The sequence below is a fragment of the Streptomyces sp. ICN903 genome (assembly GCF_022015835.1).
GTDB lineage: Bacteria > Actinomycetota > Actinomycetes > Streptomycetales > Streptomycetaceae > Streptomyces > Streptomyces fenghuangensis.
On record NZ_JAKMAY010000079.1, the window covers coordinates 1 to 20759 of the forward strand.

Below are 20759 nucleotides of genomic sequence, written 5' to 3' on the forward strand. Positions count from 1 at the left end.
GGGTCGGGGCCGGATATTCCGATTGCCTCCTCGGACGGTGCCATGACACCATGATAACGCAACTGTTGTCGTGTTAAGGAGTCGTCGATGCTCTTCCGAAGCGTTCCCCCGGCCCCGCGGCCCCTGCCGGCCGCACCGTTCCCGAATGCTTCGGAGTGTCCGCATGCCCACACAGATCACCGTCCGAGCCGTCACCAAGTCCTACGGCGGGCGGATCGTCCTCGACTCGGTCACCTGCTCGCTCGCCGCGGGTGAGCGCACCGGGATCGTCGGCGAGAACGGCTCCGGCAAGACCACCCTGCTGCGCCTGCTGGCCGGCCGGGAGCGCCCCGACCGGGGAGAGGTCGTCCTCCATGCCGAGGGCGGCGTCGGCCACCTCGTCCAGGACGAACAGCTGCCGGCGCGCCTGACCGTCCAGGACGTCCTCGACCGCGCCCTGGGCGAACTGCGCTCGATCGAGGAGCGGCTGCGCCGTCTGGAGGCCGCGATGGCCGGCGGCGACGAGTCGCCTCTGACCGAGTACGGGGAGCTGCTGACCGTCTACGAACTGCGCGGCGGCTACGACGCCGACGCCCGGTTGGAGCGCGCCCTGCACGGTCTGGGCCTGGGGCGGCTGCGCCGCGACCGTCCGGTGGGCGGCCTCTCCGGCGGCGAGCAGGCCAGACTGCGGCTGGCCGCCGTCCTCACCGCGGCACCCGAGGTACTGCTGCTGGACGAGCCGACCAACCACCTCGACGACGACGCCCTGGCCTGGCTGGAGGACCATCTGCGCGCCCGGCGCGGCACGACCGTGGCGGTCTCCCACGACCGGCTCTTCCTCGAACACGTCACCACCACCCTGCTGGAGGTGGACGCCGACCGCCGCGCGGTGGTCCGCCACGGTGACGGCTACTCCGGCTATCTCGCCGAGAAGGCGGCCGCCCGGCAGCGCTGGGCCCAGGCACACGCCCGGTGGCGGGCCGACGTCGACCGGCTCCGCGAGACCGCCGCCACCACCGCCCGCCGGGTGGCTCCCGGCCGGGCCATGAGAGACGGCAACAAGATGGCCTACGACCGGGCGGCGGGCCGCGTGCAGCAGTCCGTCGCCGGCCGGGTGCGCAACGCGGAGGAGCGGCTGCGCCGCCTGCTGGCCGCCCCGGTGCCGCCCCCGCCCGAGCCGCTGCGGTTCACCGCCGCGCCGCGTACCGGCCGCTCCCGGGGAGAGCCCCCGTCCCCGGAGCTCCCGGCCCGGGAGCTCCTTGCCCGGGAGTTCCCTGCCCGGGAGTTCCCTGCCCGGAACGCCCCGCGGGATGCCGTGCTCGACGCCGACGGCGTCGCCGTCACCGGCCGGCTCGGCCGCACCGCCCTGAGCCTCGCACCGGGCGAGCGGCTGCTGATCACGGGGCCGAACGGGGCGGGCAAGTCCACCCTGCTGCGCGTCCTGGCCGGCGAACTGCCGCCGGACACCGGGCGAGTGACCCGTCACGGCCGGATCGGCCACCTCCCCCAGGAGCCGGCGCCCGGCCGGCCGGGCGAGACCCTGCTGGACGCGTTCGCCCGCGGCCGGCCGGGAACGGCCGACGAGCACGCCGAACGGCTGCTCTGCCTCGGCCTGTTCACGCCCGACCGGCTCCCCGTCCCGGTGGTGAACCTGTCCACGGGCCAGCGGCAGCGCCTCGCCCTGGCCCGGCTGGTCACCGAACCGGCCGACGTACTGCTGCTGGACGAGCCGACCAACCACCTCTCCCCCGCCCTCGTCGAGGAGTTGGAGGCCGCTCTGGCGGGCTTCGACGGCGCGCTCGTCGTCGTCAGCCACGACCGTCTGCTGCGGCGGCGGTGGCGGGGCCGGCACCTCGAACTGCGTGCGGCCCGTACACCCGCCGCCGTGAACTGATCCCCGACACGGACCGAACCCGCCGCACAGGCCGCCCACGCCACGACCAGGAGGAGACGCCTCATGCCACGCCCCGCCCGCTCCATCGACCGCATACCCGTACCCGGGCCGGGTGCGGGCCCCTACGCCCTGACGACCGGACCCGACGGAGCCCTGTGGTGCACCCTGGTCCACTCCGGAGGGATCGCCCGCCTCGAACCGGGCGGCCGGCTCGATGTCCACCGGCTCGACTCCACCGCCTGCGGGCCATCGGTGATCACTCCGGGTCCCGACGGGGCACTGTGGTTCACCCGTCTGCGGGACCACCGGATCGGGCGGATCGCCGTGTCCGGGCAGACGGCCTCCTACCCCGTACCGACTCCGGACAGCGGTCCGTTCGGCATCGTGTGCGGCCCCGACGACGCACTGTGGTTCACCCAGACGCGCACCGGCCGGATCGGCCGCATCACCACCGACGGCCGGATGACGGAGTTCCCCCTGCCGGTCGCCGGCGCCTTCCCCTCCGCCATCGCCGACGGGCCCGACCGCGCTCTGTGGTTCACCCTCAACCAGGCTGACGCGATCGGCCGGATCGGCCTCGACGGGAAGGTGGCGGTCCATCCGCTTCCCACCCCGAAGGCCGCGCCGGTCGGCATCACGCGCGGCCCCGACGGCGCGCTGTGGTTCACCGAGATCGGCACCGGGCGGATCGGCCGCATCACCACCGGCGGCCGCATCGACGAGTTCTCCCTGCCCGACCCCGACTGCCGCCCTCACGCGATCACCGCCGGGCCCGACGGCCTGTGCTGGTTCACCGAGTGGGGGACGGGCCGGATCGGTTCCCTCGACGCGGGCGGCCGCGTCGAGGAGTACGACCTGCCGGGGGACTCCTCGGAACCGCACGGTCTCACCTTCGGGCCCGACGGGGCCCTGTATGTGGCCCTGGAGATCGGGGAGATCGTCCGGTTGGAGGTGTAGCCGCGCACGGGGGTGTGTTCCGGTGTGCCGGGCCGGTCGCGGAAGCGGCCCGGCACATGCGCGCACCTCCGGCGGCGAGGGCGCGTGGCGCGTCGTCAGACGTTGGGGACGCGCAGCTTCTTCCAGCTGGTGGGACCGGGAATGCCGTCGGCGTCCTTGCCGGTGAAGCCCAGCTTGCGCTGCCAGGCGGCGTAGGACTGCCGGTCGGCCTCCGTCCACCGGGGGCCGGGTCCCACCTTGTAGCGCCCGCAGCCCTCGGCCACGAGCCGCTTGCCCATCGCCGTGACGATCGCGCTCCTGCGGCCGATCCGGAAGAAGTCCGCGCCCGGGTACGGCTCGTACCGTGCGGGCGGCCTGGGCGCCGGCTCGGCGGGGCCGTCCGCCTTCCTGCCCAGGCGCCTGGCGATGCGGCCCCGCATGGTGCCCATCGAGAAACCGCGCGGGTCCACCTTGCCCGGCTGCCACTCCCGGTGGCCGATCACGGACTTCTCGCTCCAGCCGTGCGCGCGGCAGACGGCGGCCGCGGCCTTCTCGATCGCCAGTTTCTGCGCCTCGGGCCAGGGATCCTTCCCGTCGCCGAGATTGACGCACTCGAAGCCGTAGAAGTGGCGGTTGCCGTCGGTGTCGGCCTCGTTGTCGCCGGGGAGGTCCCGCTCGGCGATGACGGCTCTGAGCACGTCGCCGTCGCCCAGCCCGGCGTGGTTGGCGCGGCCGTTGCCGACCAGGTGCACCACGCCCTCCTTGTCGATGACTCCGTGGCACAGCGGGCCCGGAAGCGTCGAGTGCCCCTCGTAGCACAGCTCGACGGTGTGGCCGGTGCCCCTGGTGACGGTGTGGTGGATCATCACCCCGTTCACCGGGCCCCAGGGCCCTTTGTGGTTGCGGCTGTGGGTGCGCCAGCCGCGGTACTCGCGGACCTCCAGGCCCTCGTCCCGCAGTGCCTTGACCAGCTTGGAGGCGCTCAGGGGTGTGGCCATGCGTCACTCGCTCCTCTCGGATGTGCCCGGTGCCGTGTCCGTCTCGCTCCCCGGCTCCTCCCGGGCGGCCGGCGCCCGCGCCCCAAACTCCTCCTCGGCCTCCGCCCGGGCCTCGGCCGCCAGTTCCTCCTCGGTCGCCGAGGGAACGGGCCCGGCCAGGGGGCCGAAGGACAGCCTCAGGTCGGAGACGCCGTACTCGCCCATCACCCAGGCCAGCGGCGCGTGGTGCACCCGGATGCCCGCCGGCGCGCACAGCAGGGGCTTGCGGGCCGCGTTCACCGGCCACTCCACCGCCCCCGTGGCGGTACGGGCCGGGATCAGCCAGTGGTCTCCGGGCCGGTAGGCGCCGCCCGGTTCGAAGTACACCTCGACGCCGTCCTCCAGCGGCAGCCAGCGGCCCTCCTCGACCCGGACCGCCCCGCCCCTCGGCCGGCCGCGCGTGCCGTGTCCGCCGCGCCCCGGCGCCTCACGGTGGTCCCAGCGGCGCAGGTACGGGTGCAGCTCGGGGCGCCGGCCCACGCCGCCGCCCGGTTCCCCCGACAGCCTCACGCGCCGCCCGGGCAGGTCCACCTCCTCCACCCGCAGCAGCGGCAGCGGCTCGCCGCGGCTGGTGTAGGCGGTGTCGGCGAACTCCACCCAGTCCCCGGTGTTCAGGTCGAGCCTGCCGTCCTCCCCGATCGTGGCCAGCTCCGCCCAGGTGCCGTCGAGGCCGTCGACGGGCAGGACCACGGAGCCGTTCTCCCTGGACCACTTGAAGGTCGCCTCGTCCGCCGTTCCGCCCTCGTGGACCTCCACCCGGTAGAGCTGGTTCTCCGGGCCCCGGTAGCGGGCGTCGGGCCGCAGCAGGCAGGGGTCCTCGTCGGCCCGCTCCGGGCGCCGGCTGCGCGCCGCCATGCGCGACTTCGGCGCGGAGCGCTCGTCGGCCCACCGGTGGAAGGCGGTGCGCAGGGCGTCCTTGTCGGTTTCGCCTTCCTCCACCTCCAGTTCGGAGGCGGGCAGTGCCAGCACCTGCCAGACCACCTTGACGCGGGCGGCGGTGTCCGCCACCGACGGGCCGAGCGCCACCTCGCGCAGTACCGGGTCCTCGGCCGCGGTCACCGTCCGCTCCCACACCTTCAGATAGGCCAGGTAGGGGAAGGCGGTGGGCAGCCGGTCGCCGGGCCGCTCGGGGTCGCGGTGGCCGTCGGGCTGGTCCCAGTAGGTCCAGTGGGCGGGTGCCCCGCCCGTGTCTCCAGTCCTGCCCCCGGCCCGGTCTTCCGCTCTGCCCCGGCCGCCGCCGCGGCCGCCGTCCTCGCCGTCGGGCCGTCCCTCGTCACCGTCGCCGTCGTCCTCGACGGCATCGCCGGGGGCGGGACGGGAGGCGTCGCACAGGATGCCGTCGACGTAGTAGCGGCCGCCCCCGATGGTCAGGTCGTCCAGCTCGTGGCCGCGGCTGTCGAGTCCGATGGCGAAGCCGGTGGCGCCGGCCGGCCCGCCGTGCCGTCCGATCAGGTCGGCGGCGATGGTGCGGGCCCGGTGCAGCTGGATCGCCGTCTGCTCGTTGGCGTCCGCGTCGAGCTGGACACGGCCCTGCTGGGCGAGCACCGCCGAGTAGTGCCGCTCCGGCCGGAAGGTGATGCGGGAGAGATCAGCGTGCATGGAAGGGGTCCCCCTCGAAAGGTTTTCCGTACGTCTGCGAGGTCTGCGGATCCGGGCTCCTGGCCGGCCGGTGGTTCAGGTCACGAACAGGACCCCCGCGTCGGTGCCGGCGGGCGTGTACTCGGCGAGCCGGGCGCGCAGGTTGTCCTCGCGCTGCGGCAGGTACAGGTCGTGGAAGGCGCCCATGGAGGCGCCGTCCTCCGCCCCCCGGAGGATCTCCGGGGGGCAGTCGTCGGCCAGTTGCGCGTACGCGGGCGTCCCGTAGCGTTCGCTCGCGAACAGCGGGCGCGTCCGTTCCGCCTCCCCCCGCTCCGCCGGGTGTCCGGGCACGCAGCGGTACCGGCGCGGGGTGCGCGAGCCCGGCGGCACGTACGAGTGGCGCAGGCAGCCGGTCCCGCGCCGGGCCACGTGCATCCGTCCGGTGAACACGCTGTTCTCGCCGATGGCGACGGCGTGCGTGTACACCTCGCCGATGACGGTGGTGCGGTGCGCGTGCAGGACGGCGTGCGCGTGGCGGCAGTCGGGCGCGGACAGCGCCTCGCGGTCGTGGCCGGTGGCGTCCAGGACGCTGTCGCGGACGTGGATCTCCAGCGGGTCGGCACCCACCTCGTCGCCGACCACCTGGACGGTGCCCAGGATGCTGCGCTCGATCCGCACGCACGCGGTGGTGCGCTCCAGGACCAGGCTCGGCTCGTTCGGCGACCGCGGTTCGCACTCCGGTTCCAGCGACCAGCCCGGCACCAGGGTGCAGTGCCGGATGACGACCGTGCCGACCGGACCGGTGACGTTCAGGCCGCGCCCGCTGACCAGCAGTCCGTCCAGGGTGACGCGCGGTGCGTCCCGGCCCGGGGCGCACCCCTCGTCCGCGCGGATGTTGAGCGCGTCCGGCCGGTTGCTGTACCAGTCCAGCAGGCGGATCACCGGCCGGGCACCCTCGGCGGCGCGCAGTTGGAGCCGGTCGCCGGGACCGAGGTCGAAGTCGAGCTGCTCCTGGTAGGCGCCGCTGTGGGTGATCTCGATGACGCCCTCGGGGCCGCAGCGCCCGGCCCTCCGGTCCTCGCGCCACCGTGCGTAGGCGTCCATGATGCGCTGGTGGGCACAGCCGGGGCCGACCCGGTAGACCGCGGCGGCGCCGGGGGTGGTGCGGCCGGGGCGGGCGTACTCGCCGCCGCCGGTGTCGTCGGGGAAGGCGTGGTGGTAGTCGACCCAGACGCCCCGGCGCGGCGCGGAGCGGGGGCCGAAGGCGATCCGGCCGAGCACCGGGTCGACCGCGACCCGGCCGCGGCGCGGGCGGTAGCGCCAGTCCGTGAGGTCGGCGACGGTGATGTCCGACGGCGGTACCGGCTCCCCGTCCCCGTCCCGCCGGATCACGAAGGACTTGCCCGGCCCGTAGTAGTCCGCGAGCCGGTCGCTCAGCTGCCGGCGGCGGATGTACGCGGGGACGTTGTCGATCGCGGCGACGTGGGTGGCCGACGGTTCCGGTTCGGGCCGGGTCACCAGCGGGGTGTCGTTGCCGAGGATGGAGAAGGTGTAGAGGCTGCGGGCCCGGTCGACGCAGTAGGCGGGGGCGTTCGTGACCGGGTACGGCTTGAGCCGCCACACGTACAGACCGACTCCGGCCGGGGTGTGCCCGCCGGTCGTGCGGCGCGAGCCGGCACGCCGTACGTCGGCCGAGCGCGCCGTGGTGGCGAAGGGGCCGCCCGCCAGGTCCAGCGCCGCCCCGTCGCGCAGGTCGGCCAGGCGGCCGCGCGCGAGCCGCACCCGGTCGGCCGCCGCGGTTCCCGTGCCGTGGAGCCCGACCGGCTGGTGGTGGGCGGTCAGCCTGGAGAACTCCACCACTCGCGCGGGCCAGTCCGCCGCCGACCGCGCCAGTTCCTCCAGCAGGTGGGGGGTGCCCTTGCGGCGCCGGTTGGCGACCGTGGACGCCACGTCCCGGCGCGGCGCGAGCGCGCGGGCCAGCCGCTGCCGCGAGACGTCGTCCGGGCTGCCGTCCCGCAGGCCGGTGGCCAGGACCCGCTCGTAGCCGGGCAGCGGCCGGTAGCCGACCAGGTCGCCGAGGTAGGGCAGTACCCAGTCGGCGGCGGTCTCCACGAACCAGTCGTCGTAAGCCTGCTCCACCCCGGTGCGTACGAGGTCGACCTGCTCGGCGATCACGGCGAGCAGGGCGCGCAGGGGTTCCTCCCCCGCCCCCCGCGCTCCGCGTCCGCCGTCCCGCAGCCTGTGCCACTGCGGCAGCAGTTCCGCGAGCCCGTCCGGCTCCCTGCTCATGGCCGTGTCCTTCCGTCGTCCGTCGGGATCGTGGGGGTCGGGGCTGTGCGGACCGCGGGAGCCGCCGGGCTCATCGGGGGGCCTCCGTGAGGATCAGCGTGTCCGCCGCCGCGGGCGAGAACATCGCGAGCTGGGCCGGGCGGACACCGCGGAAGACGTACACCGAGCGGCCCCTGGGAAGCGGCCGGGTGTCGGTGATGTCGGGGTTGAGCCGCAGCAGTTCGGTGAGCGTGACGCCGTGGCGGGCGGCGATGTCGCCGAGCGTCTCGCCGTCCTCGGCGGTGACGGTGTGGACGCGCTCGTCGTACCGGGCGGGGCGGGCCGGTACGACCTCCTGCGGTCCGGTACGCCCGCCGCCGGACGGGAGCGGGCCGCCGGGCAGGGCGGACGCGGGCACGCCCGAGAAGACGTCCACGTCCACATGCTCCACGCCGGGCACCGAGTGGGCCGTCGCCAGGACCTCCGACAGCCGGGCGGGCTGCCCCAGCTCCCGCCCCTCGAAGCCCATCGTGTCCAGCAGCGCCTGCCGCAGCCGGGGCTCGACGAGGGCCCAGGAGTGGTCGGGTCCGACCGCCACCCGGGCGGCCAGGAGCAGCAGCACCGGCTCGCGCACGTCCACACGCACCGGCAGCCGGGAGTCGCCGTGGGCGGCGAGGGCGGCGCGCAGGGCGCGCAGGGCGCCGGCGTCCGCGCCGATCGGCGCGTCGTCCACGCCTGCGACCGTCACGTGCAGCACCTGCCGCCGCCCGTCGAACACCTCCCGCGCGTCGGCCCGTCCGATGCCGGCCCGGCAGCGGGTGAAGTCCTCGTAGTCCTGGACGGAGACCAGCCGGTCGAGCGCGGAGACGGCGAGCGGGATGCCTCGTCTGGTCGCCTCCGGTCCGTCGGCCCGCGCGCCGCCGGTCGCGGGCAGCGGGTTGGTGACGGCGGTGACGCCCAGCGGCCGGGAGACGGCCTGGGTGATGCGGCCGGCCGCGACGTTGGCGGCGCCGCCGGTGCCGAAGCGGTAGCGGGCTCGTACGTTCTCGTGCCCGGTGGGCAGCCGCGCGCCGTTCACGCCGTCGCCGAACGTGACGGTGGTGCGGCCGTCGGCACCGGTGCCGACGACGTACACCCGCTCCTGCGGCCCGCGTCCGGCGAGGCTGTCGACGGGGTGCCACAGCAGTCCGTCGACGCGTACCTCCAGGGCCGGCCGGAGACCATGGGGGTACCCCTGGCCGGGGACTGGGGGAGCGTTGTCCGCGGGCAGCCAGGTCAGCGGCGCGTTCCAGAGGGTGAACGTCTGGCCCGCCCGGCTCGCGTCGCCGCTGCCGATGGCCTCGTCGCGGGTCTCGCCGTGTGTCGCGGGCACCACGTTGCCGTGGATCACCAGCGTCTCGCGCCGGTAGCGGTGGGCGAGATCGGCGGCGAGGGTGAGCACGGTGTGGACGTGGTCGCCGGGCAGTTCCGGATCGACCCGCTGCTCGACGGCGGCGATCACCGCGAGTTCGGTGCCGCGCACCCCGGTGGTGCCCGGAATGTCGGTGCGCTCGCCGGAGAGGATCAGCGTCCGGCCGGGCCTCAACCCGTCGTACAGCTCGGCCAGTTCGAGCTCGTTGCCGCCCACGTCGTCGCCCAGTGGCTCGTCGGCGGGCCGCAGCGGCTCGCCCGCCGCGTGCACGGTGGCGTCCCGGATGTGGGACAGCAGCACGTCGTGCTCGTCCAGCCACGGGTCGGCGAGGGTCAGCTCGGTGCCCCGCCCGGTGATTCCGTACCGGGCGTAGGAGCCGGTGCGCACGGCCGTCACGCGGGTGGTGACCAGCGAGAGCCCGCTGTCGCCGGGAACGCCGTCCGGGGCGCCCTTGCGGGGGCGTTCGATCGCGACCCAGCTGCCCGCGGTGATCCCCTCGTGCACGGTGTCCAGGGCCAGGACGTCGCGGTGGGCGGCCTCGGGGACGGTGGCGATGCCGATCTCCACGGCCGCCGGCCCTCCTCCGGTCCGGTAGACGACGGTCAGCTCGTGGCCGCCGTACGTGGCCCGCTCCGGCCTGTCCGGGGCCAGGTGCCACTGCAGCGGCGGCTCGCCGTTCCTTATGGCGACCTGCACCCGGGCGTCCGCCCCCGGCCGGGAGACGAACAGCGTCAGCTCCGGCAGTCCGCCGCTCAGTTCGGCCGTGACTCCCGGTTCCCGGGAGTCGACCGGGCGCCGCCGCAGCCGGCTCGGGTCGTTGTCCTGCCCGGTGCGGGTGGACAGCAAGACCTCGCCGGGGCCGAGGGCGAAGCGGACGTCGGCGGGGAGGTTCTCGGCGCGCTGCACCGACGCGGTCGTCTCCGCGTGCACGAACTCGGCCCTGACCGGCACCTTCCCGGTCGCGTCGAACACGACCCGCGCGGTGGTCAGCGTGTTGCCCGTCAGCGGCCAGTCGGACTGCCGGATCACCCGGCCGCGCTCGTCCTGCACCGGCTTGAGGGGCGCCGTCGAGCCGAAGGGCGCGGCCGTCACCCGCATCGCCAGCAGATCGGTGAGGGCCTCGGGGTCCGGGGGCGCGGCCGGCACCGAACGGCGCCAGGCCCGGTGGAGCTCGCCGGACAGCGACGGGTCCAGCGCCACAGCCAGCCGTGCGCCCAGGTCGGACTCCGGTCCGAAAAGCCGTGCCGGGTCCGCCGGTGCGGCGCCGGCGGCGGGCGGGCGGTGCGCGGACCTCCCCCTGCCCGCGTCCCGGGAGCGCAGCGCGGGCAGCAGCTCGCCGAGCGCGCGGGCGGCCGCGCCGCCCGGCTCCCCGCCGCCTCCGGTACCCCCTGCCGCGGACCTGCCTTCGGAGCCGTCCGGCCGCAGCGGCCCCAGCTCCGCCGCCCTCTCCCGGAGGTCGACGAGCACGGCGGCCAGCCGCTCGAACCAGGCGGCGCTCTCCCGGTGGGGCCCGGCCAGCGCCCGCGCCTCCTCCAGCCGGTCCACGGGTTCCTCCAGGCGGCGGGTGAACGCCGCGGGGGTGTCCAGCAGGTCGAGGTCGGCCCGCAGCCGGCCGAGCACCTGCTCGTCGAACTCCTCGACGAGCAGGCTGCCCACCGGCCGCGGATTGGGGCTGTCGGCGGCCGGTGTGATCCACCGCTGCAGCTCGCCGACCAGCTCGGCCAGGGTCGGGGGCGGCGACACGGGCAGGCCGAGGGCCGTGCTGTCGTCGTCCCGGTCGATACGGATCCGCGTCACCGGCAGCAGCAGCCGCCGCCCGGAGCCCGCGGAATCCCCAGGTCCTCCGGGGGCTTCGGGGCCGTCGCCGCCGAAGACGAACAGCAGGCGGTCGCCCACCGACAGGCCGTTGGCCGTGCCCGCGACGTACAGCTCCGACCGCTCCCTCAGATCCTCGTGGGTCAGCGGGGCCGGGCGGCGCCGCCGCACCCTCAGGTCGTTCCACGACCAGCGGGCCGTCAGGTCCTCGGTCGTCTCGAACGTCTGCGCCTCCTCCCGGGAGGAGGCGGGCACGCTGTGGCTGCGCGAACCGCGCGGGATCAGCACGGGGACGTCCTCGCGGCTGCGCGGGTCGCGGTCCACCGTGTACGCCAGATGGGTGTCGGCGGCGATCCCGGGGCGCGGCCGGTAGCCGACCAGCCGGCCCAGCCGTACCAGCGAGCGGTGGTCGTCGGCGGTGCGCAGATAGCCCTCGTCGGCGATCCGCTCGGAGTGGAAGGTCAGCAGGTCGCCCAGGACCGCCCAGGCGTCCAGCAGCGCGATCGCCGGGTCGTCGGGGGTGCGGACGGTCAGCCGGCGCAGGGCCGGGTAGGCGGGCGAGGCCAGCCGGTCGAGCATCGCCGCCAGGAAGGAGCTGTACTCGCCCACCCGGTGGTCGAGCGCGGTGCGTCCCGGCGGGTTGTGAGGGGCCCGCGGCGCGCGGCGCTCGTCGTGGCGCCCGCCGTCGGGCGCGCGGCCGTGGAAGCGGCCGCAGGAGCGGCCGCCGCTGTGGTCGCCGGTCATCGCGTACCTCCCAGCCTCAGGGCGAGGCGGCCGTTCTCCGGCCGCTCCGGGTCGTTGTCGCATCGGGCGACCTCCAGCGGGGCCGGCCGCAGCACACCGTCATCCGGTACCGGGAGCACGCCGCCATCCGGTACCGGGACGTCGGTGGAGGCGTCCGCGAACAGCCGCCGCAGCCGGGTGACGCGTACGCTCTCCACACCCTGGACGGCCGCGGCGACGGCCACCAGGCGGCTGAGCCGCACCGGCTCGCCGAAACCGAGCGCGTCCGGGTGGAAAAGGCCGAGCCGGCCTCCGGGCAGCCGTCGGTTGCCCAGCACCCGGCGCAGATCGGCCAGGATCCGGCCCGTCTGGTGGCCGGGCGTCACGCACACCTCCACCTCGATGTCGAGCGGCACCGGCCGCGCGGGCCCGACCACCAGGTCGTGGCCGATGAGGCGGTAGGCCTCCAGCGACTGCGCCACCGCTTCGAGGAGTTCCGCGGGCGCCTGTCCGGTGCCGTCGGCGTCGACCGCGACGTGCGCCTCCCGCACACTTCCCGTCCAGCGGATCTCGGCCGCCGCACGCCGCACGCCGGGCAGGGCGGAGGCCAGTTCGGCGTAGTCCCGCGCGGTCACGGCGCGCAGCCGCACCCGCCCGGGGGCCGTCGGCGCGAGCCGGCGCACCTGGTCGACGGGCTCAGGCCCGGTGCCGCCGGCGGCCGGCAGCGGGTTGCGCACCCCGGCCACGGGCATCGGCTCGCCCGCGTCCCCGCCCTCCCCGTCCTCCCCGGCCTCTCCGGTTTTCCCGGCCTCCCGGCACAGCACCAGGTGGTTGATGGCCTCGGCGCCGACGTTGCCGGCCGTACCACCGCCCAGCCGGTAGTGGACCTCCAAGGTGGTGCCGGATTCGGGCCGGGCGCCGTGCAGCCCGTCACCGAAGCGCAGCGCGAGCCGTCCGTCGTCCTCCAGTTCACCGGTGAAGTGGCGGTCGCGGGGGCCGCTGCCGAGGAGGTCGCGGCGCGGCTCCCACACGGCTCCCTCTCCGTCCCCGCCGTCCCCGCTCCCGCTTCCGGTGCCACCGGTCAGCCGTACGGCCGGGAGCGCCGCGCGCGGATCAGGGGCCAGCGCGGACGCGGGTCCGTGCAGCTCGGGCTCGTCCGGGTGGAGTCCGGCCGCGTACGCCGGGCCCCAGTCGTGGGCGATCTCCCAGGCCGTGCGCCCGTCCAGGACACGTCCGGCCCGGGCCCGTGCCGTCAGCACCTCCAGCCGGCGCAGCTTCGCCGCCAGCAGCCGTTCGGCGCGGTGGAGCAGCTCGCGCAGGGCGGGCACCGGGCGGCGGCGCGGCTCCAGCCGCTCCAGTGTCTCCGGCCCGAACAGCACGGCCAGTTCGGCGATCTCCCCCTCGTCCAGCCCGTCGCGGTCGCGGGCGCTGCGCCACAGCTCCACCAGCCGCTGCCGTGCCCGTCCGGGGATGGCGGCCAGCCGTTCGGCCTGGCCGGCCGAGACATGGCGGGGGTCGGGGAACGGCGCGGTCTGGGCGACGGGGAAACGGTGCAGGCGGGGGCGGAAGCGCGGGACGATGCCGGGGTAGACGGACTGGGCGAGCAGCGCCTCCAGTGCGGCCTCCTGCTCGTAGGCGGTACCGGGCACCGCCTTCTCCCCCTTCCGTCCCGCCCTCTCCACACCGAGCCCGGCCCGCCGTACCGCCTCCGCGCCGACGACCTCGGACAGTTGGCGGATGTGCGCCGGTGTCAGCGGCCTTCCGCAGCCGGTCTGTCGGAGCCGGTCCAGGATCAGCCTGCCGGGCCAGTTGCCCTCCGCCGCCTCCGTGCCCGTCCGGCAGCCGAAGGACGGCTCGCAGGACGGGACGACGGCGGGCACCGGCGGTACGCGCAGTCGCTCGGGGAGGTGTCCGCAGAAGGTGAGCGAGCGGCCGTGGTCGACGAGGACCACGTTGCCGCGCGCGACGGAGACGTCCTCCACCGGCTCGCAGTCCCGGCCGCCGAGCGTGGTCAGGTGCAGCGGGAAGGCGAGCGCGTCCTCGCGGGCCCAGGTGACCTCCAGTACCGGCTGGTCGCACAGCCGGTCGACGGCCGGGGTGACGGAGGTCAGCCGTACCGCCTGCCGGCGGGTGGGGTCGGCGTCACCGGGGGTTCCCGAGCGCGGCCCCTTGACCTCCTCCAGTACCAGCAGATCGCCGGGGCGCAGGTCCAGCCGCCGCTCCCGGCGGCCCTTGCCGGCGGTCTCGTCGCTCCCCTCGCCGGCCTGTCCACCGGCCCGCTCGCCGGCCCACTCGTCGCGCAGGGTGGCGCGGGTGGCGCCCTCGGGCAGTGCGCACTGCTCGCCGTCCCAGGTCCACAGGCGGATGGTGTTGTGCTCGGGCCGCAGCCGCAGCGGCGCGTCGGTGACCGGTTCGAAGACCTCGACCGAGCCGCGCTCCCGGAGCACCGCCAGATCTCGGTCGTCGACGACCGTGCCGGTGCGCGGCCGGTCGCGCGGGCCGAGGCTGCGCACGTCCACGGCGGCGAAGCGGTACGTCCCGGCAAGCAGCGTCAGCGGCCGGGCCACCTCGACGGTGACCAGCGCGCGGGCGCTGCAGCCGTCGTGCATCGGGTAGTCGACCAGCCGCACATGGCGGCGCACCGAGACGCGGCGGCGGGCGGTGTCCAGGTACGCCTCGGTGGCGACCGCGTCCTGGTGGTGGCCGATCTGGTCGGCGGTGTACGCCAGCAGCTCGACCAGGGTGGTGCCCAGGTCGGCGGGGTTGCGTTCGGTCCAGTCGGGCGCCGTCAGGGCCAGGCGGTCCATGACGAGCCGGCGCAGGGTGTCGTAGTCGCGGGCGGTGTAGTCGATCACGGGGGCGGGCCGGAAGGTCCCGGGCACCTTCGCCGTCTCTTCCGCCTCCTGCGGCTCCCGGCAGTCGAGGGGTGAGGGGCAGTCGGGCCGGAACGAGAACTCGGCCGCGTGGTAGCGCTGGTCGAAGCCGGGGAACGGCTCGGTGCCGGGGCGGCCGTAGGGGTCGGTCCCGACGATCGCCAGCCGGTGGCGGCCGAAACCCCCCGTCCGGTCCACGGTGACGTACAGCCGGTCGTCGAGCTCGGGATCCTCCTCGCGCTCGACCTCCACGGCGACGGCCCGGATGTCCGTGCCCCCGCGGCCCGGTTCGATGCGGACGTTCTCCGGGCACAGGCCGTGCGGCGCCTTGCCCAGGAAGGTGACGGTGAGGGTGAGCCCGTCGTCGCCGACCTCCACCGCGTCCACGCCGTTCAGCCGCGCCGCGCGTACTCTGCCGCGCCTGCCTCCCCGGTGCGGGACAGTCGTTTCCCCACCGCCGCTCATGCCGCGGCCCTCCCCTCGAAGACCTCGTCGCGCCTGTCGCCCGTGGCGCGCACCGTGTAGCGCAGACGGACACGGACGGTGTTCTCCTCGCCGATCACGTCCAGGTCCTCCACGGCGATCAGTTCGCCCAGCCAGCGCTGGAGCGAGGCCTGCACCGACAGCTCCAGCGCGGAGGCCAGCTCCGGGCTGTTGGGCGTGAACACCAGATCCAGCAGCCCGCAGCCGAAGTCGGGGCGCATCACGCGCTCGCCGGGGCTGGTGAACAGCAATTGCTCGATCAGGTCGCGCACATGCTCCTCGTGCGCCGCGTGCGCGGTCCGGCCGCGCCGGTCGACGCGGAAGGGGAAGGCGATGTCCCGGCGTGCCGCCCCGGCCCTCATCCGCAGGCCACCCCCTCGTACGCCGCCGGTGCGGCGAGCGGCTGCCCCTGCGGCACGAGCCGTGCGGTGAAGCACATGCCCGGTGTGCCCTCCACCAGCAGCGGCGAGCCGTCCACCGTCACCCCGCCCTCCGCCGGCGTCCAGCGGACGGTGGTGCACGGCACCGGCACCCCGTCGACGGTGTGGCGGCAGCCGGTGACGGTGTGGACGAGCGCGCCGGTGGCGGCCGGCAGGCCGTCGACCAGCACCCCGTGCGCGTCGGCGCCCGCGGCGCTCGCCCGGCCGCCGTGCGGGCAGCCGACCGCGGTTCCCGTGTGCATGACTTCTCCCGGCAAGACTCTTCTCCCCCGTCCCGTTCAGCGTTTGATGGGCACGATCAGCCGGCCCTGGTTGACGTCGACCCGGTCCCCGGCCACCGAGACCGAGGCCCCCTGTCCGTTGTCGATATGGATCCCGCCCCGGGTGACGCGGATGTACGGGCCCGGTCCGCCTCCGCCGGGGCCCGGCGCCTGGAGCAGGATCCCGGTCTCCGGGTCGTCGGAGATCACGACCTTGTGCCCGCCCCGGGTCTGGATGACGACAGGCTCGGCGCCCGTACTCGCCGCGGCCCGGGCGTCCTCCGGCAACTCGCTCGCCTCGCCGTACCAGCAGCCCGTCCAGATCGGATAGCTCGGGTCGCCCTGCTCGAACTCGATCCAGACGCCCGCCCCCCGCCCCGGGACCGCGTACTGGCCGGACCGCTCCCCCGTGAAGGGGAGACAGGGCATGGCCCAGGTGGAGGCCTCGCCGCCGAGCACGTCCGGGACGTGGGCGGTGATCCGGCCGATCCCCAGCGGGTCGTCGTTGTCCGCCACCCGGCCTCTGAACTTGCCGAGGAAGCGGTTGTTCGGTGCTGGCGCCATGCGGACTGCTCCTGGTCGGTCTGTGTGGTCTCGGTGGCCCCTACGGGCGGACGGTGTCCCCGCGTGCGATCAGGCCCTCGCGCGAGAGCGTGAAGTTCTGCCGGTACGAGCCGGGCGTGAGGTTGTGCGTGACGGAGGTGACGTAGTACTCGCCGTCGTACGTCACACCCGCCCCGCGCACGCCGACGAGTTCGCGCGGGCGCAGTACGTAGCCGTGGCGGTTGACGTCGAGCTGCCCGGAGCCGGAGATCGCGTCGGCGGACGTCGCGGCCCGCGCCAGCGCCTCGGCCCTGGCCTGCGCCTGGTCCTTCTTGGCGGTTCCGGACAGCCGGCGGCGCTTGAGGACCGGGCTCGCGCGCCTGCCCAGCGGCGGCCGCAGCGGGCCGATGTCGGGCTGGGGGATCAGGGTGGACTCACGGGTGCGCGGGTCCTGCCAGTGGGCCTGCGGCTCCTCGCGGGCGGCGCCGTCGTAGGCGAAGGTGAGCTGGTCGACGGTGGAGTGGACGTCCATGTTGACGTTGAGCGCGTGCTGCGGCAGGCCGACGCGGCGCTGCGGGCCCCAGTAGGCGGTGGAGCGGCCGGGCCGCGGGCCGGGCTCCAGGTAGAAGACGTAGCCGTTGGCGCGGGCCAGTTCGTTGACGTAGGCCAGGTCCGTGCCGGTCTGGTAGTCCACGCGGTGCTCGGCGCGGGGCTGCTGGACGATCTGCTCGGGGTGGACGTCCGGGTGGACGCCGTAGTCGGCGTACCGGGCCAGGATGCGCTCCACCCGGCGGGCCGGGGAGAGATTCGGGTAGCGGTCCACCCTCTCCTCCAGGTCCATCAGGATGCTCAGGTCCTCGCCGGTGACGGTCAGGGTCGTCCGGCCGGGCTGGTTGCTCGCCCCGACCTCCTGCCGCACGATCAGGCCGTCGAGGAGGACGGTCCGTGTCCCCTTGACGGTCGTGGTGACGATGACGCGGGTGCGCGGGTCGAAGAACCCCTCGGGCAGCAGGTTCGAGATGATCGCGCCCTTCTTGGTGAGGTCGAACGCCAGCTGGAAGCCGGAGCGTTCGCCCGCGGTGCTGGTGATCTGCGCGGACAGCAGCGCCTCGCTCACCGCCTGGGGAACGGGCCGGGCGAGGTGGGGGCCCATGCTCAGGGTCAGGTGGATCGGTCCGCCGCCGACACGCTCATCGGCCATGCGCGCCTCCTCCCGGGAAGCCGCCGGGCAGCGGCACGTCGATCTCCTGTCCCGGCTCGGCGGTCAGCTCGCGCGGGTCGAGGACGGGGTTGGCGTCGGCGATCCGCCACCACTGGGAGGGGTCGCCGAAGTAGCGCTGGGCGAGCTGGTCGGGTCGCTCGCCGCCGCCGACGGTGTGGACGACGGTGTCCTCGTCCCCCTCCGCCGGGAGCGGGGGCAGCAGCCGCCGCCTGGCGTAACGGACTTCGGTGCCGTCGGGCATGCGGTGCACGGCGATCTCGGCGTCGTGGTACCGGCTCGTCCTCGGATACGGATGCGAGCCCGGGATCCCGTCCGGCGGGCTGCCGTGGGCCCCGTTCTCATCGGCCATGGCCTCTCACACCCTCCCCGTTCCGATGTCGGCCCCGGTCAGCCCGAGCGCCCCCAAGGTCCCCGCCCGCGCGGTGCCGGCCAGCCGCTCCTTCTGCGCCAGATGGGCCAGGTACAGCTCGGCGCCGCGGTGCCCGGCGGGCAGGTCGCTCACCGTCAGCACCTTCATCCCGATGCTCAGGCTCGCCCGTATCGGGTTGAGGTTCACGTCGAAGGCGGACTCGTTGACCGACAGCTCCGTCAGCCGCACGGGCATGACCCGCTTGCTGCCCCAGGTGAACAGGGTCAGCGGCATCTCGATCGGGCTGATCTCGATGGCGCCCTTCTTCGACAGCCGCGTGGCCTCCCTCAGCTGGGCGGTGGTCGGCTGTACGAGCATCTCCAGCGTCGCGAGCTGCGGATGGATCCCGTCGGGCGCCGCCAGCTCCAGCTGGTCGGTGGCGTCGATCTCGGCGGTGAACTTCCACGTCTCCTGCGCCGGCCCCTTCAGCCGCAGCGCCTCGTTCCGGTCCCCTCCGCTCCCCCCGCCCCCGGCGTCACCGCTCCCGCCCGCGGCCTGCGGACTGATGCCGCGCTCCAGGGTGTCGGGATTGAACTGCAGCACGATGATGCGCTGCGGTGTCCCCCGCTCGGGATCGACGATCACGATCCCGGAGCGGATGGGCCTGGGAATGTCCGCGTAGCGGGTCACGAGTGCCTCCCGGCTTCCAGTCGCCTGCGCAAGGCATCTGAGATTGCTCCGGCATCCTCGCGAACCGCCTTGTCAGGATCGCTCTCTCGGATCTCGTCCATGAGAGGAAGGAATTCTCCCCAACCAGCGTTGGCCGCTGACATCAGAGCCTCACGGCGTACGATTGGCTCCGGATCTCGAAGCGCCTGGTCAAAGATCGAGAAGATATCCGGGTCAAAGCCTTCCGAACAGAACACCCCCAGCAAACGGAGCATTCTCATCGCCCTCGGAGTACCCCTTGCTTCATAGGCAAGCTCCACCATGGAATCTTTGTCATGAATATCCAGTTCGGACCGAATGAGCTTCACCAGGGAAGATTTCCCAGGACCGTCTACCAGAAAGTAGTCAACCTGAGATAGGGCGTCCTCGATCCAGTGCACAACGGCGTCCTGCTCGGAGTTTACCCAGATGATCTCGAATGGCGGCCCGCCCGGGGCATCCTTGGTTCTGTAGTGCTCCCAGCAAGCTCGTTCGGCCATCCTCAAGACTTGCGCACGGCTCACAGATTCCTTCGGCACGAGGCGAATGTGTGAATTTTTCACCACTGTCCACTTCCTTTACTCATCCATTAAGCGGGGGAACCCACACCCCACCAGGGGCGGTCATTTTGACAGCATTCCTCATGAGCCAGTCCGGGAACTCCTTGAGAAGGTCCTCGTCTTTCAGGTAGAAAGACCCGGCCACATCTCTGGCGAACGCTCTCGTCAGCAGCCTATCCATGTTCCCCAGCATTACTGGAATCGCTTTGGATATCTCCTTTCCATCCTTCTTGATCCCTCCAGTCCGGAGGTTCACATAATCAACCTCCACCTGCTCGGGGTTCAGCAGGTAACCAGAAGCCGGAACGGCCTTTTTGGTCGACATTACGTTGGTCCCTTCCACGACATCGCGCCAGGTGGACCCCGGAAAGTCAGCCAGGTCCCACGCAAGCAGGTTGTACAGGGCCGCAGCAGGGTAACGAGAACTTTCAACATCGATCATAAGGCGCGCTATCGCCGCCATGGTGGCGGCTTCCGCCGGGTTCTTAAGGAAGAAATCACCGCCCGGCACCCTCCGCTGAACCAGATCAAAGAACGCTTCCTTCATTATCCTACGGGCAACCACCTCACGCCGTTGAGCACTGAGCGAACTGTCACTCAACATCAACACAAGCTTTTCCTGAATATCGTTCAGTTTATCCTCGGCGGCGGGCCCCGGAGGGCGCTTTCCAGGCCTGGCAGCGGGTCTCACATAATCAGTGCTACCCAGCCCGCTCAGAACCTTCACCCCGCCGGGGGACGACCTGCCATGCTTGTTCAGTTTCTGCTGTTCCGTCACCAGGAACTGTTGACTCAAATCAGGTTCGGACGCGACGGAGATGAAATCATGTCCCGCACTGCGGCCGCCACCACGAATTGCCGACGCCTCGACGAGGCTCTCCTGCGCCCGGCGCGGATGTTTTCTCTTCTCCGTTGAGTTGTTCATCTCCGACCAGCGCTGCTGATATTCCTCCTGCTCCCTGTTGAGCTGCGCGGTCCTCTCAGGCAACTCTCCATGGCTGAAGAGGAGTTCACCCTTTTCCTGTATGAGCTCGGACAGCTTCGGACGGAGCCTCTTGGCTTTCTCTTCCGCTTTTTCCAGTCGGTCGCGAACATCTTTTTCCGGGTTGAGTGCTGCGGTGATCGTGCTTGTAGCGCCGTCTGGCCGGCGATCGAGCGCCGTGAGCCGATACCAGCGGCGCATTCCACCGAGGAGGGCCTGTAGCACAGCGCCTTCCACCCCGCCACTCAGAACACTGTCCAGACGCGGCCTGATGCGGGCGACGATTCTCCGAAGACGGTCGTCCTTCGCCTCCGGCGAATTCTCTTTCTTCCGACGCTGGTCGCGGAGTCGGCGCTTCTGTTCCTGGCGGCGACGGCGCTGTTCGAGCAGGAGGTCGCGGCGGCGGCGGTAGGCGTCGCGCATACGGCGGGCGTTGTTGTCCAGGGAGCGGTCGAGGCGGCCGTCGCGGTCCTTGCGGTCGAGGGCCTGCCTCGCCCGGCGGATGCGGTTCTGGGCGGCCCTGACCGTCTGCCGCGCACGGTTTTCGGCACGTGCCTCCGGTGAGGTGCGGCGCGGGCGCGGAGTGGGCTTCGTACCCTCCGTCTCGCGGCGCGCGGGGGCCGGGGGCCGGTCCCGGCCGGTGTCCTGGGTGCGGCTGTCGGGCCGGTCCGCACGCGAACGGTCGTCCGGACGGCGGG

General features: G+C 73.5%; 14 protein-coding genes and 1 pseudogene. 2 read left to right on the forward strand and 13 right to left on the reverse strand.

What is annotated here, in order from left to right:
• The first annotated feature begins 163 nt into the window (after positions 1-163).
• Positions 164-1873, forward strand: a complete 1710-nt coding sequence (locus L7D48_RS10900; protein ID WP_237878784.1) for an ABC-F family ATP-binding cassette domain-containing protein — start codon at positions 164-166, stop codon at positions 1871-1873.
• Positions 1874-1936: 63 nt separating this feature from the next.
• Positions 1937-2830, forward strand: coding sequence for a virginiamycin B lyase (locus tag L7D48_RS10905; RefSeq protein WP_237878785.1), 894 nt, complete (start codon positions 1937-1939; stop codon positions 2828-2830).
• Between the two features lie 95 nt (positions 2831-2925).
• Here the strand turns inward: L7D48_RS10905 and L7D48_RS10910 are convergent, their stop codons facing one another.
• The 13 genes and pseudogenes from L7D48_RS10910 to L7D48_RS10970 form a co-directional block, all read right to left on the reverse strand.
• Entirely contained in the window at positions 2926-3807 is an 882-nt protein-coding gene (locus L7D48_RS10910; protein WP_237878786.1) for a peptidoglycan-binding protein, read from the reverse strand.
• Between the two features lie 3 nt (positions 3808-3810).
• Positions 3811-5445 (reverse strand): DUF6519 domain-containing protein, encoded by a 1635-nt coding sequence (locus L7D48_RS10915; RefSeq protein ID WP_237878787.1) that lies wholly within the window; start codon positions 5443-5445, stop codon positions 3811-3813.
• Positions 5446-5520: 75 nt separating this feature from the next.
• Complete coding sequence (locus tag L7D48_RS10920; protein WP_237878788.1) at positions 5521-7713, reverse strand: hypothetical protein; 2193 nt, start codon at positions 7711-7713, stop codon at positions 5521-5523.
• Between the two features lie 70 nt (positions 7714-7783).
• Positions 7784-11662, reverse strand: a complete 3879-nt coding sequence (locus tag L7D48_RS10925) for a putative baseplate assembly protein (protein WP_237878789.1) — start codon at positions 11660-11662, stop codon at positions 7784-7786.
• Positions 11659-14979, reverse strand: a complete 3321-nt coding sequence (locus L7D48_RS10930; RefSeq protein WP_237878790.1) for a putative baseplate assembly protein — start codon at positions 14977-14979, stop codon at positions 11659-11661. Before L7D48_RS10930 ends, L7D48_RS10925 begins: the two co-directional genes overlap by 4 nt.
• Entirely contained in the window at positions 14976-15359 is a 384-nt protein-coding gene (locus L7D48_RS10935; RefSeq protein ID WP_237878792.1) for a GPW/gp25 family protein, read from the reverse strand. Before L7D48_RS10935 ends, L7D48_RS10930 begins: the two co-directional genes overlap by 4 nt.
• Complete coding sequence (locus L7D48_RS10940) at positions 15356-15679, reverse strand: hypothetical protein (RefSeq protein WP_237878794.1); 324 nt, start codon at positions 15677-15679, stop codon at positions 15356-15358. The genes L7D48_RS10935 and L7D48_RS10940 overlap by 4 nt, the downstream gene beginning before the upstream one ends.
• A gap of 36 nt (positions 15680-15715) precedes the next feature.
• Positions 15716-16261 carry a phage baseplate assembly protein V gene (locus L7D48_RS10945; protein WP_237878795.1) on the reverse strand — a complete coding sequence of 182 codons (546 nt, stop codon included), beginning with the start codon at positions 16259-16261 and terminating at the stop codon, positions 15716-15718.
• Between the two features lie 40 nt (positions 16262-16301).
• A complete protein-coding gene (locus L7D48_RS10950) occupies positions 16302-17441 on the reverse strand; it encodes a hypothetical protein (RefSeq protein ID WP_237878798.1) in 1140 nt (379 codons plus the stop codon).
• A complete protein-coding gene (locus L7D48_RS10955; RefSeq protein ID WP_237878800.1) occupies positions 17431-17811 on the reverse strand; it encodes a hypothetical protein in 381 nt (126 codons plus the stop codon). The genes L7D48_RS10950 and L7D48_RS10955 overlap by 11 nt, the downstream gene beginning before the upstream one ends.
• Positions 17812-17817: 6 nt before the next feature.
• The gene (locus tag L7D48_RS10960) at positions 17818-18501 is read right to left on the reverse strand and encodes a hypothetical protein (protein WP_237878801.1); all 684 of its coding nucleotides are present in this window, start codon (positions 18499-18501) and stop codon (positions 17818-17820) included.
• Positions 18498-19082 (reverse strand): hypothetical protein, encoded by a 585-nt coding sequence (locus L7D48_RS10965; RefSeq protein WP_237878804.1) that lies wholly within the window; start codon positions 19080-19082, stop codon positions 18498-18500. The genes L7D48_RS10960 and L7D48_RS10965 overlap by 4 nt, the downstream gene beginning before the upstream one ends.
• A 19-nt stretch (positions 19083-19101) precedes the next feature.
• Positions 19102-20759, reverse strand: a pseudogene (locus L7D48_RS10970) (hypothetical protein); the annotation flags it as partial.